The sequence below is a fragment of the Rhodanobacter sp. UC4443_H10 genome (assembly GCF_052978325.1).
Genome location: NZ_CM129668.1, coordinates 3,232,650 through 3,247,707, shown reverse-complemented (window position 1 = coordinate 3,247,707; position 15,058 = coordinate 3,232,650). Strand labels below are relative to the sequence as shown.

Below are 15,058 nucleotides of genomic sequence, written 5' to 3'. Positions count from 1 at the left end.
CTCCTAACTCGCAAAGAGGATGCCGGCGTCCGTGCCCGCCGGAACGTATTCGGCCAGCCGCGCCGCGAGGTTCGCCTCGCGCTGCGGTTCGTACAGGTCGTGCCACACGCCCATTACCGAACGGTCGGAGGCGCCGCGGCTGATTTCATCACAGCAGTCGTCGGCCAGGCGCAGATAGTTGGGCGAGCCGTAACGCCGGCTGCGGAACAGCGGCACCACGCGCAGCGTTTCGTGTGCGCGTCGCGTGGCATCGACCGCGGCCAGCGCCAGATCCGGCTGGCAGTGGAAGCGCGGCGGCGTGCGCGAGCCGTCGGCCACGTAGCAGAAGCGCATGCAACCCTGCTGCCGGCGCAGCACGCGCAGCGGGCTGGCGAAGATCGAATCCTCGGCCAGCGCGATGCCATGCGCCTGCACTTCGCCGATCACCGTGCAGCGGCGGAAGCTGGCCTCGACGTACGCCACCGCCTCGTCCGGCGCTCCCAGCGCCACGCGCTCCATGTCGGTGGCGTCGAGGATGCTGTCGCACAGTTCCAGCGGCGGCGGCTCGCCGCGGCGCTCGGGGCTGATCACCATGATCGCGCCGAGGATGCTGTGCTCGACGCGCAGCGCAGCGCGCGTGCCGTCGAGCGTGACGCTGGGCTCGCCCGGGCGCTTCGGGTCGCAGTCGCAGTGCAGCGCCCAGCCCGGCACCAGCGTGCAGTGGCGGATCAGCAGCTCGCACAGGTCGTCGTCTGCGGCGGCCTCGTCGCCCGGCCCGTGCACCTCGATGCCGCGGCCCACGATCAGCAAGCCGTCCAGCAGCACGCGGCTGCCGGCGCGGCCACTGACGCTGAGCGCGTCCGGCTGGCTGGCACGCACGTCGAGCAGGCGCAGCAGCGGCCGCGTGCGCTCGGCGGCGCGCAGCTGGATCGCCTCGCCCGCATCGAGCTGCAGGTCGATGCTGCCCTCGTACACGCCACTTTCGGCCAGCTCGATCACCAGTGCGCGCAACGCCGGCGTGGCCGCCTTGGCCTGCACCCACGCCGCCAGTGCGTCGGCGATGCTGCCGAAGTGGCCGGCCGGCCAGTTGCCGCTCGCCGCGTGATCCGGCAAGGCGGCATGCACCACGTAGCGGGTGGCGCCTTCCAGCTCCGGCGTGACCCGCGCGTATTCGCCGCCGCCGAGGTCGGCGGCGAAGCCGTACTGGTAGCTCACCCACACGCCGCGCTTCGGCCGCTGGTTGGCCGGGAACAGCAGGCGGCCGCGCTCGGGGTCGACTGCCACGCGCCCGCGCTTGACCTGCCCGCGCCAGCCGGACAGATCCGCCGGCACCAGCAGCTCGCGCGGCACCGGCACTCCCTGCCCCTTAGTCGGCCAGTCCGGCGCCCACACCTGCACGCTGCGGCCGTCACCGTAGAACTCGTCCGCCACGCTGGCGTAGTCGGCCAGCGGCCCGCGCTCGGCGAAACGCCAGCGGCGCAGCGGCAGCGGCAGGTTGCGCTCGTCGGCGATGTGGGTGGGTTCGGTTTCCGCGACCGGGCGCTGGAACAGCGGCGTGTCGTTGCCGAGCACGCTGAAGCTGAAGCACTGCGGGCCGCGTTCCTCGATGCAGTACGCCGGCGTGCAGCTCACCGGGTAGCTGCGCAGGCGGCAAGCGAACACGCCGACCGCCGGGATGTTGTGGCGGCCGCGCCGATGCCGGCTGCCCATGCGCCGCAGGTCGACGCTGTGCGCGAACGGATCGAACGCGCCGTTCGCCCAGCCGAGTCGTTGCAGCCGCCCCGGAGCGCGCAGGTCGGCCATGCCGCCGCGGTGCGGATGTTGATGATCGAGGTGCTGCATCCAGCCGAGCCGGCGGTAGAACTCCACCGCGCGCGCCGGCCAGCCGGCCGCGTCGCGGGACAGGTCTTCCAGCAGCGACAGCGTGCCCTTGCGCCGGCGCGCGTCGATCGTGTTGGCCACGTCGGCGCGCGGCGCCAGCACGCGGCCGAGGCTGGCGTCGCGGCGCCCGTCCTCGCCCAGCGTGGCCGCTTCGGGCAACAAGCTGTAACCGAGCAGGTCGCCGATATACGGCACCACCCAGTCGTCGCAGGTCTCGATGAACCAGTTGTCGTACAGCCGGGCGATGTCCTGCTCGAGCACATCGGCCTGGTTGGCCAGCACGCGCAGGAAGTCGCGCAGCGGCCAGCCCTGCTCCGCATCGCGCAGGCGATAGACCACCGGCAGCAGGTCGTACAGCCGATCCGGACGCGCAGTCATGGCGTGGCCTCCTGCAGCAGCAAGGTGTCGAGAACGTTCGGTGGCAGGTAGGCGAGCTGCGCCGGGCGCAGCGTGCCGTTGTCGTCGTAGCGGGCGGGCAGCACCGGCACGCGCGGCGGCACCATCGTGGCGGTCGCGGCGGTGACGTGGGTCATCAACGCGGCGCCATCGCCCTGCTTGCCGTTGTCGCCGGCGCCGAAACCGGCCAGCAGGGTCGCCTCGTCGAGGCTGCCGACCGCGTCCACGTCGACCCAGGCCACACCGCGCACCGCCTGCATGCAGGCAACCAGCTCGCTGAGATAGACGGCCTGCGCCAGCGCGCGCCGCTCGAAGCCGAACGCGTCGAGCAGCGCCGCGCGCACGGCCGGCTCGACCCACTCCCACGCGAAGTCCGGCAACAGCCCCACCTTCGCGCTCACGGTCAGCGCCAGCAGCTCGCGCACGTCCAGGCGCACCGACAGCGACGGATCGCCGTAGCGCTGCAGTGCCTGCAGCAGGTTGCGGTAGAGGTCGGAGCTCGGGTCGATCGGCGCATCGGCGGCACCGGCGATGGTCACCTGCACCCGGTGGCCGAGCTTGACCGCCGCCGCCTTGCCGACGCCGCCGAACGTGCGCGCGAAGTCGGCGTAGTCCGGCACCGAGACCAGCCGGTCCAGCGCCAGCACCGCCAGCGGCACGTTGCGGCGCGCCTGGTCGCGTGTCTCCGCGTCGGCGCCGCCGGAGGCGCGCAACGGGTTGATCACGTCCTTGACGCCGAGCGGCCGCGTCGCCAGCAGGCTGACCTGCTGCGCGCGCACGTTGCCCGGCGTGCCGATGCCGTTGCGGTAGGTGGCGACGATGTTCTCGATGCCGGTAGGCAACCGCGCGCCGTGCGTGCCGTCGCCGAACTGCACGGTGGTCTTGCCGCCGTCGTCGATGGCGGTGACGAAGCGGCGCTCGGCCGCGCCGGCGAAGGCGAGGTTGCGCGTCTCGTGCCACTGCATACCGTTGACGCGCAGCGTGAGCGTGCTCTGCACACCATCCACGGTGGCAGCGGAGACGTACGTCAACGGCGGCTGCTTCAGCACGAACGCCTGCATCGTCGCGGCACCATTGCCGCTGCCGAGCACCTCGTTGCGTGTCTCGCCATGGGTGGCGCGCACCACGTTAGCATGCACCGCCACGCTGTCGCGCACGTAGCGGTACGCCAGGCCCTGGTTGGCGAACACCAGGGTGCTGTGCACGGTGTCGCCCGGCAGGTCCGCATCCACGCCCTGTTCCACCGCGGCCAGCATCACCAGCTCGGCGGCGGTCACCGCATCGGTACCCGGCACGTCGCTGCGCCGGCCCTCGACGATCACCCAGCGCCCGGCCTTGAGGCCGTCGACGGCGGTGTCGAGGGTGAGCCGGGTGGCGCTGTCCCTGGTCGTGCGCGATGCGCCGTCATCGGCAACCCGGCCGACCGTGTCGGCGATGGTCAGCTCGGCCAGCGACAACGGTTCGCTCTGCGCATGCACCTGCGTGCTGCGCAAGGCCGTCATGCTGGGTACCTGCCACACCACCGAGTCGCCATCCGCCGACGGATCATCGAGCGTGATCTCGGTGGTCTTGCCGCTGATGCCGTAGCTCAGCTGCGGATGAACCTGCACGCTCTTCACCCGCGCCACCGTGGGAACGTCGCCAGACGGTTGGATGACCAGGTAACTGCCCGCCATCACACCGTCGTAGCCATTGTCCAGGCGCACGACATTCGGATCCTCGTCCAGCGAAAGCTCGGTGGTGGCGACCTTCGAGGTCGAGCCGCCATGACCATCGGGCGTCTGCGTGATGGAGATGCTTTGCGGCGCGTTGTAGCCGAACAGCGGCGCGGACACGCGCAGTGCATGGACGCCGCTCAGTGCCGGCGAAGGCTCGCCCTGCGGCACGCTGGTCCAGGCGCGGTAGAAGTTGTCGGCCAGCCGCGCCTCGAAATTCAACAGCAGCTGCGGGCGCACGTCGCTGGCCTTGCCCAGCGCGCTGGCGATGTTGCGTTGCAGGCGGAAACGGCTGGCCGGCTGCAGGGTCGGCGTGAGCGTCAGCGCGCCGAACAGCGCGCCGAAGCCGCCCGGCGACCCGGCGGACGGCGGAACCGTGCCGAACGCCGCATCCACCGCGTTCTTGAAATCGTCGACGGCCGGCGGCCCGGCGGGAATGCCATCCAGCCGGCGACTCATCAGCGCGTCGAAGCTGCCGCCGTTGTCGCCGCCCAGCAGCATATCCCTGCGCGCGGACTCGATGCCTTCCAGCCATCTTTCGCGATGGGGCCCGGCGGCCGACGCGTTCAACGTGGCGATCGCCTGGTTCGCCGCCGCCACGATCTGCACCGTCGCCGCGTCGACCGGCTGCAACAGCACCCTGCTGCGCCCGCTCTGCTGCTGCACCTCGACCGACTGCACCAGGCGGATCGCCTGCACGCCGCTGGCGAGGTCGCCGAACAGGAACAGCAGGCGATCGTTCGGCTTGAGGTTGCTGGCGGTGCCGGCGATCCACAGCTCGCCGAGTCCGGCGATGTTGTCGAGCGTGATGTTCTGCGGCCGGGTCAGTCGCGGCTTGAGCGCGTTCCACTCGTAGCGCGCATCCAGCGGCTCGGCGGTCTCGAACGTCTGCATCTGCTCGCCCGGCGCCGGCACCGACTGCGCGCGTGCGCCGGCGGCAATCGTCACCGGCGGCGAATCCTTCTCCACCGTGTAGGCAAGGTAGACGCTGGCGGCGACGCCGGGGCGCAGGCGGTAGTCGAGCAGCCGCGCCAGTTCCAGCACCGAGCGGCGTTCGGTGGCGGTGCGCAGGTAGCCTTCGTTGGCGATGCGCTCGGTGTAGAAGCTCAGCACGTCGGCGCCGACCGCCCACGCATCGAGCAGCGCCATCGCCGGATCGTCCTGCTCGCGCGTGCGCAGCCCGGCCAGCGCCGGCAGTGAGGCATCGCTGAGGTCGCGCTGCATGGTGGCGCGGAAGTCGGCGTAGGTGCCGACGCGATAGCTGAGGCTTTCCAGCCCCGGCCGGTTGGTCAACGGCAACGGCGTGCCGGAAGTCGCGCCGCAACCGCAGGCGCAGGCGCAGGCATGCCTGCCACAGGCGCTACAGCAGCTCATCGGCCACCTCCCATATTGAAGCTGATGCTGCCGTGGTCGGGATGATCCAGGTCGTTGTCGAGCTGGGCGATTTCGCGCGCGGCCAGGTGCAATACGCCGTCGTCGGGCACGCCGTCGGTCGGGTCGTCGGCGCGCGCCAGGCACGACACTTCGACGTGGGCCACGCCGGTGATCGACTGCGCCTCGGCCAGCAGGGCGCTGGCGAACACCGGCGCACCCAGCTTCAGCCGGTCCGGATGGAAGAAACCGGGCGTGCCGTCACGGCGCAGGCCCGAACCAAAGCGGTCGCGCAGCTCGGCCTCGACGTGGGCGACGAGGAAGTCCGGCAGCACGCAGACGAACAACGCGATCCGAAGCGGTACGTAGCAGGCCGCATGCACCTCGACGTCGTGGCCGATGCGGCGGTAGCGCTCCAGCTGCGCCCTGATCCGCCGCGCCAGCCCGGCGGGCAGGTTCTCGCGGCCGAGCGGGTCGACCATCACGTCGGTGGCGTACCAGCTGCCGCTCCACTCCAGCGCGGCGGCGGCGCCCTGCAGCTCCGGCGCCTGCGCGGCGAACCTCGCGTAGTCGTCGGCGACGACTGCGCGGAGTGATTTGGCGCGGAATGCGCCGGGCGCATACAGCTTCACCTCGGCCAGGCTCTCCGGCGCGGTGCCGCCGCTGGCCGGCAACGGGTTGCGCGGCACCAGGTCGGCGGACAGCACGCCCGACTTCAGCGCCAGCCACACGATGCTGTCGCGCCCCGCGTTGCCGGCCGGGCCGTTGCCGATGCGCGAGGCGGCGCGGAAGAAGTCGCCGGCCTGCGGCTGCGCGCCCAGCACGCCGTCGCCGAAGCGCAGGTGGGCGGCGCCGTCGTCGTCGATCTCGACCACGAAGTGGCGATCGTCCGGACCGCTCTCCAGCAGGTCCTGGCGCGGCTGCCACTGCCAGCGCGGATCGGGCGTGCCGGCGACCAGCACGTCGGCCAGCGCTCCGCCGTATACGCTCAACTGAGGCAGCGCCTGGCGCGGATCGCGCGCCAGCAGCCGACACACCGGCGCATGCGGCGGCAATGGTTCGGCCCAGGTCAGCGGCGTATCCGACAATACGTGGCCGGTGTCGGCGGGCGGGCGGCGCACGTCCTGCACCGCGCCGTCGCAGCGGCAGCAGCCGTACTGCGTGCCGCCCGGCACCAGCCAGCAATCCTCCACCAGCGTGCCGCAGCGCGTGCAGGCATCCGGCATCGCGGCGAGCGCGGCGGTCAGTCCGGGGTAATCGCCGTCGCTGCCGTCGGGCATGCAGATCGCGGTGGACGTGCACTGGCCGCGCACGTGTTCGCCGTGGTCGACCAGCAGCACGTTGCCTCGCGCCAGGCTGACGTCGTGCAGCCAGGCGCAGTCCGGCGCCGGCGTGCGCACCGACAGGCACAGGTCGAACGGCAGCGCGTCGCAGGCGTCCCACGCGACCTCCAGCAGCAACGTTCCGTCGAGCGGATCGACGGACGTCCGGACGTCCGTGAGGCGCACGGCATGCCGATGCGCCGGGTCGGCATCAGCCGGGTTGCCGGTCTGCGGTCCCAGCACCTCCTCGAAGATCAGCAGGTCGCCAGCCACGAGTTTCAGCGCACGTTGCGGCACCGTGGCCGCGACGGCGTCCGTCGCTGCCGGCAGCGTCGATGGCGGCGCATCGACCAGGGTCGCCCGTGTGCTGCCGCGTGGCAGGCAGCACAGCTCGTCGCCCCAGCTGTGCAGCCGGATCGCGCTGTGCGCGGCGACCACGTCGAACGTGGTCATGCCGTCCAGCGGCATCGGCTCGTAGATCAGCGCGCCCTGCGCACGCGCCACGTCGAGCTGGGCCGCGTCGATCACGCCGGGCTGCGGATGATCCTGTCCCGGCGGCGGCACCAGCAGCAGCAGGTTGGCCAGTTCGAGGCTCAGGTCGTTGCTGCAGGCCAGCGTCACCAGCGCGCGCGCATTGCAGCCCTCGTGCATGCGGTAGTCGACCAGCCGCGCATGCCGGCGCACCGAGATGCGTCGGCGCGCGGTGCCCAGGTAGGCTTCGGTGGCGACCGCGTCCTGGTAGTAGCTGAGGTAGTCGGCGGTGTACGCCAGCGTCTCCACCAGCGCGATGCCGAGGTCCGGCACGTGACGCTCCTGCCACGCCGGCATGCCCAGCGCGAGGCGGTCGAGGAACAGCTGGCGGAAGCTGGCGTAATCCTTGGCGAGGTAGTTGATCTCCGGCGCGGGCGATGGTGGCGACACGCACGGCGTCTCGTCGGCGCAGTCCAGCGTCTTCGCGCAGTCCAGGCGGAAGTGCAGCGGGACGCAGGCATAGCGCGGATCGAAGCCGGGATAGGCCTGCCAGCTCGCCGGGTCATTGCCGGAGGCCGCATCCACCAGGCACAGGCAGTACGCGGTGTGGTCGCCTTCGCGGTCGAGCACGATGCGCAGGCAGGCGTCATCGTGCATGTCCGGTTCCAGCTCGGGGTTCACGCTGAGCACGCGCAGGCCGGTGATGCGGTCGCCGCCGCTGATGCGCACGTTGGTCACGCCGAGGCCTTGCGGGATCTCGCCGAACAAATGCACGCACAGGCTGGTGCCATCGTCGCCGACCTCGACGTAGTCGATGCCGTTGAGCGTGCCGGCCAGCCGCAGCTTCTCGCGCCGCGCCGGCACGCTGCAGGCCGGCAGCGGCGCGCAGCCGATCGTGCGGGGACTCGCATGGGCGTTCGCGCGGTTCATGGCAGGCTCCGCACGAAGCTGTCGCTGCGCGTGTCGCCGCTGGCGCGCACGGTGTAGCTGAGGTCGACGCGCAAGGTGGCGTCCTCGCTGCTGACTTCGAGCTTGCCCACGTCGATCACGTCGCCCAGCCAGCGCTGCAATGCCGCCTGCAGGGTGAACTGCAGCGCGGCGGCCAGCTCCGGGCTGTTCGGCGCGAACACCAGTTGCAGCAGACCGCTGCCGAAGTCGGGCCGGTTCACCCGCTCGCCCGGACTGGTGAACAGCAGCTGCTCGATCATGTCGCGCACATGCTCGTCGTCGCCGGTCTCCGCGACGCGGCCGCGGGGGTCGAAATGGAACGGGTAGTCCAGGTTCATGATGGGACCCTCACATCGCGGTGACGCGCGTCTGGCTGGCGACGATCAGCAGCGGCGTGCCGGTCGGCGCGCAGATCGCCTGGCTGTCGATGAGCAGCAGCGGCTGTCCGTTGGAAGTCACCCGGGTGGCGGCGGTGACGAACTGCGCGCTGACGCACGGCCCGTTCGCCGCCGGTGGTGGCGGCAGCGCGCAGCCGGCAACCAGCCACGGCGCCGGCATCGTCACGCTGGGCTGGCCGCTGACGGTGACGCGCGGATTCGGAGCGGTGGCCTGCGCCTGGCCGCCGTGCGAGCAGAGCACGCTGGCGCCGACATGGATGAGGAAGCCCGGCATCATGCATCTCCCTAGGTCACGACCAGCGCGCCGTTGTTGACCGTCACCGTCGGCCCCGCGAGCACGATGGTGGCGCCCTGGCCGTTGGAGATCGTGATGCCGACCTCGTTGACCATGATCATCGCGCCGGTGACGCTCTTGATCAGGATGCCGCCGGCCGGCCCCGGCACGTCGCTGATCGCGATGGTGTTCTGCAGACCCGACTGCAGCACCACGCTCGGGCTGGCCGGATTGCCGGCCAAGGCCAGCGCGGGCACTTCCGCCGCGCTGCCCCAGAAGCCGCCGACCCATACCGGATAATCCGGATCGCCCTGTTCGAACTCGATCCACACGCCGGCGCCGATCTGCGGCACCACGTACACGCCGCTCTGCTTGCCGGCGATCGGCACGCACGGCATCGCCCAGCTCGACGGGATCAGCCCGGACACGTCCGGCACCATCGCCTGGATGCGGCCGCGCTGTTCCGGGTCCACGTTCTGGATCACGGTGCCGCGGTACTTGCCGAAGAACTTGTTCATGGCAGCACCAGCGGCACGGCGGAGACCAGTCCCTTGCGCGACAGCTCGAAGCTCTGCTTGTACTCGCCGCGCCTGATCGTGTGACGCACCTGGCTGACGTAGTGCAGGCCGTCGAATGCGGGCCCCACGCCGCGCACGCCGACCAGCTGGCGCGGCTGCAGCACGCGGCCGTAACGCACCACGTCGAGGCTGCCCTTGCCGGTGACGGTGTCGGCCGATTTTGCCGCCTCGGCCATGCCCAGCAGCATCGCGCGCTGCGGCGAATACTTCGCGGTCTCGTCCAGCGGTCGGAACTGCTGCGGCGGCGGATCGACCAGCCCCAGCGGCGGATTCAGCGGGCCGACATCCGGGATCGGAATCGGCAGCGGCACCTTGGTCTGCTCGTTCTGGATGTAGACGACCGGCAACTGCCGCGCGTTGCCGTTGTAGCTGAAGCTCAGCTCGTCGACGTTGCTGGCCGCGTCCATGTCCGCGTTCAGCGCCGGCTGCGGCACGCCCACCTTGATCTTCGGCCCCCAGTACGCGGTGCTCGTGCCGGGCAGCGGACCGGGATCGAGATAGAACACGTAGCCGACGCGCTCGGCCAGCAGGCGGATGTATTCCAGGTCGTTGCCCTGCTGGGTGGGAATGCGCTGAGTCGGGATCGGCACGTCGATGGCGATGCTCGGGATCACCAGCGGCACGATGCCGAGGAAGGCGTACTTGGCCAGCAGCAGCGCCACGATGGCCTCGGCCGGCATCGCCGGGTACGGCACCCCGGGCAGGCCGGAGAATTCGAGCTTGGTCATCACCGTGGTGAGGTCGTCACCGGTGACCTGCAGCGTGGTGTGGCGCTGGTCCGCGCCGGGCAGCACTTCGGTGCGGGTCACCACGCCGTCGATCAGCACCTGCGGCATGCCGTTCACCGTGGCCACCACGATCACCCGCAGCAGCGGCACCACGCCGCCGCCGGAGAGCAGGAACAGCGTGTGCAGCGGCGAGCGCACGCTCAGCGTGAACTGCAAAGTGAACGCGCCCGCGCCCTCGTCCGGCGCATTCACCTCGACCTGGGTGAGCGCATCCAGCACGAGCTGCGGCACCGGCACCGGCACCACCGGGCCGACCAGCAAGGTCAGGTGGATTCCCTCAAGCATGCGGCACCCCCGGGATGCCTTCGGGCAAGGTGATGCGCAGCTTCCTGCCGATGGTTTCGGTCAGCTCCTCCGGCCGTAGCGCGCGGTTCGCGTCGCACAGCCGCCAGAACTGTTCCGGATCGCCCAGGTACTTCGCCGCGATGTTGTCCAGCCGCTCGCCCTGCACCACGCGATGCCACTGCAGCAGGGCGAGGCTTTCCGGCGGCGGCACGAAGCGGCGCTTCAGGTACGTCACCATGCTGCCGTCGGCGCGCACGAGGCTGGTCGTGGGCGTCAGCGCGTAGCGGCTGGTGGGCGGGAAATTCGAGGTCATGGAGGCTTCTCCGTCGCGGGCGTGTCGATCGACCCGGTTCCGTCAGGCGTACACCGCCTCGCCGCGATCCCTCCGGGATCGCAGCTCGGCCAACATCTGCTGTTCGCTTTCGTCCGCCGCCCAGGCGGGCCGCAACTGGAAGTGCGGTTGGTCGACGATGGTCTTCCAGTTGCCGCCCCACTCCAGGCCAAGGTCCATGCCCAGCGCGCCGACCGCCTTGTATTTGGGCGACTCCGGCAGGTAGCGGTTGCCCTCGAACACGCCGATGTCGAAGGCGATGCCGAAGTTGTGGTTGGAGTAGCCGGCGCGCGCGTTGGTCACCTTCTTCCCCGGCGCCGTGCGCCCCTGCGCATACAACGCCGCCTGCTCCTCGTAGCTGCGCAAGCCGCTGATCACGCGGATGCTGATGCCGGCGGCAGCCGCCTTCTGCACCAGGGCGCGCGCAATCGGGCGCACCTGCGGCAGCAGCGTGGCGATCACCTTCTCGCTGCGATCGTCCACCGGCGAAACGGCTTCGGCCGGCTTCATCTGATCGATCTTCTTGTCCACCAGCCGCGCGTAGATCGCGCCCCAGGTCTGCGGGCCGGCCTTGCCGTCCACCTCCACGCCGAGGGCCTGCTGTACGGCGGCAATCATTTCCTCGATACGCATGTCGCTCTCCGATGTGTTCGCGGGGTATTCACGGCACGCCGCTCAAGCCGAGCGCGGACAGCTGGCCGCCCGCACCGCCGGCCAGGCGCTCCTTCTGCTGCAGGTAGCTCATGAACAGGCTGGCGGCCTTGTGCCCGGAGGGCACGTCGTTCACCGACAGCACGCGCAAGCCCAGGCTGACCTTGGCGCGGATCGGGTTCAGCGCCGTGTCGAACGCCTCTTCGGTGATGCCGAACTCGGTGACGCGCACCGGCAGGATGCGCGACTTGCTCCACACGAACAGCGCCAGCGGCGTCTCCATCGGCACGATCTCCAGCGTGCCGATCTGCGCCAGCAGGTCGTTCGCGCGCAGCTGGCCGCTGCTCGGATAGACCATCGTCTCCAGCGCGGCCAGCTGGGCGAAGATGCCGGACTCGGCGACCCCGCCGTTCTGCTCCGGAAATTCCAGCTGGTCGGTGGCGTCGATCTCCGCCTCCAGCTTCAGCGTCTCCACCGGCGGCCCCTTCAGGCGCAGCACCTCGGAACGATCGCCGCCATCCGCGCTGACCGCCTGCACCTGCAGCGAGCGCGTGAGCGAATCGGGGTTGTACTGCAGCGCGATCACCCGCAACACCGCCGAGCTGGCCGCATCGATCAGCACGATGCCGCCCTTGAGAATGCGCGGGGAGCCGGGGAAGGTGCTCATGGCTGGCCGCCGCAGCCAGGCAAGCGGTCCAGCCGGCCCGGCCCATGCAGAATCAGTCGTAGTTGCATTGCTTTGCGGTCTCCGGCTGGTTGCGTGGTTCGCCCAGGGGACAATCGGCATTCCTGTCCGGCTCCCTCTCGGCCGGGCCGAACTTGCCCGCGTCCTCCGCCTGGCGCGAATAGGGCTTGCAGGCCGCCTCGTTCATGGGGGTGAGCGAGCCGCTGGTCCGGTGCTGCTCCATGTGCTGTTCCTTGTGCGTGGTGCCGAGTTCGACCGTCGCGTAGCGCAGGTAGCCGAAGATGCCTTCCCATGGGCGACGCCCCCGGCCCCGGTTCTTGCGGAATTGTTCGATCGCGGCCAGCAGCTTCGGTGCCGCCGGTGAATCGGCGGCCACGCCGAACAGCTTCAACCGCTCACCCGGGTCGGTGACGCGATCGAGCAGGCCAAGGAACTGATCAGCAAGCCGGGGGTTGGGGATGTCGCCGCCGACCAGGAACTGGGTGACGTCTTCCGCATCGCCGAAGCCCACGTCGCGCATGGCGTCGGCAAGGCTGCTGCCCGGCGCGATCGTCGGCACGCGCCCGAGCAGTTCGCCGCCGGCCATCGGCGCCGGCAGCGGGACGCGCGTACCGAGCCGTTGGGCCAGCAGGTCGCGCAGGCGCCGTGCGCGCGACAGCGAGAGCTTCTGGTTCGGCTCGGGCTTTTCGCGGTTGTCTTCCGGCGAGGCATAGCCACTGATGGAATTGACCTGGCTTCCCGCCGCGACCTGCTGCGCTACCTCATCGAGGGTGTGCTTCGACTCTCCCTTCAACTGCGGATCAAGCGTGTCGCGGTCGCTGTCCAGACTGAAGTAGTAGCGCAACCGGCCGCGCTGCACGACATCCACGGTGACCGGCTCCTGGACATCGCGCGGTGGAATGTCCTCGTAGCACTGGTAGGAAACCGGGCAGCGGCATTCGCGGCAGGTCTGGTCGCTGACGGTTTGGCCGGGAAGATTTCCGCCCACGCCACCGGTGATCGTGAAGGGACCGCCCGGCGTATCGGTTACTTGAACGCCGATCCTGGTGCCACCCGGCATTTCGTAGCCGGCCCCCGCCTGCAAGTCCACTTTCCCTGTCTGCGTCCCCTTCAGGACTCCGCCGCTGCCGCCGATCTGGCCGCCGTTGGGCAGCTTGATGCGGAGGTCCGCCGAACCGCCGGCCTGCGGTTCTTTGCCGATGTTCTGAACCTGCCCCTGGACTCCGACATTCACTTTGTCGGCAACGTTGACGTCCACGCCGACTTTCGCCGTACCCGTCGTGAGAGTCTTGGGAACGATGTCGCCAGTGACCCGCGCGGTGACCTTGCCGCTGCAGATCTCCAGCGTCACGCCGGGATTCGGGGTCAGCTGCGCGGATGCCCTGGTGCGCGTGACGTTGCGTCCGGCGCAGGCACACAGATAGCGGATGATGCGAATGACGACCTGGTCATCGCCACGCTTTCCGCCATCGACGCTGGCAGCACGCCCTCGGCCACCTCGCATCTGCGGCGATTTGAAATCCGGTTCCGCGTCGGTGGGAGCGGGCGCGTCGACCAGGGTCGGCCCGGGCTTGCGCTGCAAGGCGGCGGAAGGCGCGGCGCGTACGGCTGGCACGGCGGCACCGGTCACCACCCGGTCGGCAACGCGATCCGCCTCGATTTCGGCGCTCGAATCCACTGCACCGACGGCGAGCCGGGGACTCAACGACGCCGGTGACGTGCCCTGCTGGATGGTATGCGTCAGCTCGTGCGCCAGCAGGTGGCGCCCCGCGGCGGAGCGCGGGGCGAGCTGCCCCTCGGCAAACACGATGTGCTGCCCCACGGTGTATGCCAGCGCGCCCACGGCCCTGGCCGAAGCCGCCGCACTGTCGTCGGCATGCACGCGTATCGCGGAGAAATCGCGGCCGAACCGCGGCTCCATGTACTGGCGGGCGGCCGGATCGAGCGGCGTTCCGGGCGAACGCAACACGGCCAGCACCGCGTCCGGTACCTGGGCGCCGGACGCGAGGGATGGCCCGGCCTTGCGTTGCAAGGGATGGCGCTTGCGGGCGCATTCGGCGCAGGTTCCGCCGCCCGGCACATGCCGGCCACAGCCGCACTTCCGCTGCAGCACGAAGGCGGCCGCCGGGGCCACCTGCGCCGCCGCCATACTGGCGCTGCGCTCAGCCACGTCCGCCTCCGGTGCGCGTAGCCGCGCTCTTCGCCGCCCGCTTCGTATTGCGCAACCCGGCGAGGAAGGCGTCGAGCTTGCCCGCATCCAGTCCGCGCTTCTTCTTCGCGGTGTCGATCGCGTCGATGACCGCGTAGGCTTCGTCGCAGTACTTGACGAGGAAGGCCCAGCTCATCTGCTGCTTGCGGCCCCAGGTGACGCAGACCGGGCCGCTCCGGGTGTAGCCGGGCACGTAGACGTAGTGGCCGTTGCGCGGATTCGGCTGGCCGGCCTTGCCGCTCACCACCGCCCACGGCTTGCCGGCATAGAACTGGGTCAGCGCCGCATCGGGCAGGCTGAAGCCGAGGCCGACGCCGATGTCCATGAACACCGCGCGCTTGACCTCGTTGCGCCTGGCCTGGTCGATCTGCGCGAAGGCCTTGATCCTGTAGCGCCGCTTCGCCGCGAGCCAGCCCTTGCTGCGCCATTCCTTCAGCGAATCGAGCACGACCAGGCCGCTGTCCGCTCCACCGGTTTCACCGAAGTATTCGTGCAGCACGTCGTTGTCGCTGATCGCGATCAGCTTGTTCTGCTCGGCCTTCTCGAAGCGCAGGGTCTGGTGCGCGCGGCCGGCGATCACGCAGTCGCCGTACTGGTCGTTGCCGAACATCGGCGTGGGGATGCCGTGGTGGACCACGTCGAAGTCGTATTCGGCCGGCAGCGCGGGCGGTGCCTTCAGCAAGGCGGCGAACATCAGGTTGCGGTCGTCGCGTCTGGCCTTCCGTTTGCCGAAACGCACGATGCCGTCGGGACGGGGTTTGGGGATCGCTTTCATG

General features: G+C 70.2%; 12 protein-coding genes and 1 pseudogene. All 13 read right to left on the bottom strand.

The features are described from left to right. Positions 1-3: 3 nt before the first annotated feature. The 13 genes and pseudogenes from ACVCMB_RS14695 to ACVCMB_RS14635 all read right to left on the bottom strand — a co-directional run bounded on the left by ACVCMB_RS14695 (position 4) and on the right by ACVCMB_RS14635 (position 15,057). On the bottom strand, positions 4-2,238 hold the full coding sequence (locus ACVCMB_RS14695; protein ID WP_447105509.1) for a hypothetical protein: 2,235 nt from the start codon (positions 2,236-2,238) through the stop codon (positions 4-6). Next, positions 2,235-5,345 carry a putative baseplate assembly protein gene (locus ACVCMB_RS14690; protein WP_447105508.1) on the bottom strand — a complete coding sequence of 1,037 codons (3,111 nt, stop codon included), beginning with the start codon at positions 5,343-5,345 and terminating at the stop codon, positions 2,235-2,237. The genes ACVCMB_RS14695 and ACVCMB_RS14690 overlap by 4 nt, the downstream gene beginning before the upstream one ends. Next, positions 5,342-8,065, bottom strand: coding sequence for a putative baseplate assembly protein (locus ACVCMB_RS14685; RefSeq protein WP_447105507.1), 2,724 nt, complete (start codon positions 8,063-8,065; stop codon positions 5,342-5,344). Before ACVCMB_RS14685 ends, ACVCMB_RS14690 begins: the two co-directional genes overlap by 4 nt. After that, complete coding sequence (locus ACVCMB_RS14680; protein ID WP_447105506.1) at positions 8,062-8,421, bottom strand: GPW/gp25 family protein; 360 nt, start codon at positions 8,419-8,421, stop codon at positions 8,062-8,064. Before ACVCMB_RS14680 ends, ACVCMB_RS14685 begins: the two co-directional genes overlap by 4 nt. 10 nt (positions 8,422-8,431) lie before the next feature. Beyond that, on the bottom strand, positions 8,432-8,758 hold the full coding sequence (locus ACVCMB_RS14675; protein ID WP_447110572.1) for a hypothetical protein: 327 nt from the start codon (positions 8,756-8,758) through the stop codon (positions 8,432-8,434). An 8-nt stretch (positions 8,759-8,766) separates the two neighbouring features. Then, on the bottom strand, positions 8,767-9,273 hold the full coding sequence (locus tag ACVCMB_RS14670) for a phage baseplate assembly protein V (RefSeq protein WP_447105504.1): 507 nt from the start codon (positions 9,271-9,273) through the stop codon (positions 8,767-8,769). Further along, positions 9,270-10,406, bottom strand: coding sequence for a hypothetical protein (locus ACVCMB_RS14665; RefSeq protein WP_447105503.1), 1,137 nt, complete (start codon positions 10,404-10,406; stop codon positions 9,270-9,272). The genes ACVCMB_RS14670 and ACVCMB_RS14665 overlap by 4 nt, the downstream gene beginning before the upstream one ends. Then, complete coding sequence (locus tag ACVCMB_RS14660; protein WP_447101018.1) at positions 10,399-10,719, bottom strand: LysM domain-containing protein; 321 nt, start codon at positions 10,717-10,719, stop codon at positions 10,399-10,401. Before ACVCMB_RS14660 ends, ACVCMB_RS14665 begins: the two co-directional genes overlap by 8 nt. A gap of 42 nt (positions 10,720-10,761) precedes the next feature. After that, complete coding sequence (locus ACVCMB_RS14655) at positions 10,762-11,247, bottom strand: M15 family metallopeptidase (RefSeq protein WP_447099491.1); 486 nt, start codon at positions 11,245-11,247, stop codon at positions 10,762-10,764. 45 nt (positions 11,248-11,292) lie between these two features. After that, positions 11,293-11,376 (bottom strand): annotated as a pseudogene (locus tag ACVCMB_RS14650) (peptidoglycan-binding protein); the annotation flags it as partial. 22 nt (positions 11,377-11,398) lie between these two features. Further along, the gene (locus tag ACVCMB_RS14645; protein ID WP_447105502.1) at positions 11,399-12,055 is read right to left on the bottom strand and encodes a hypothetical protein; all 657 of its coding nucleotides are present in this window, start codon (positions 12,053-12,055) and stop codon (positions 11,399-11,401) included. A gap of 52 nt (positions 12,056-12,107) precedes the next feature. After that, positions 12,108-14,243 (bottom strand): eCIS core domain-containing protein, encoded by a 2,136-nt coding sequence (locus ACVCMB_RS14640; protein WP_447105501.1) that lies wholly within the window; start codon positions 14,241-14,243, stop codon positions 12,108-12,110. Continuing rightward, positions 14,236-15,057, bottom strand: a complete 822-nt coding sequence (locus tag ACVCMB_RS14635; RefSeq protein ID WP_395116184.1) for a hypothetical protein — start codon at positions 15,055-15,057, stop codon at positions 14,236-14,238. Before ACVCMB_RS14635 ends, ACVCMB_RS14640 begins: the two co-directional genes overlap by 8 nt. Position 15,058: the final 1 nt, after the last annotated feature.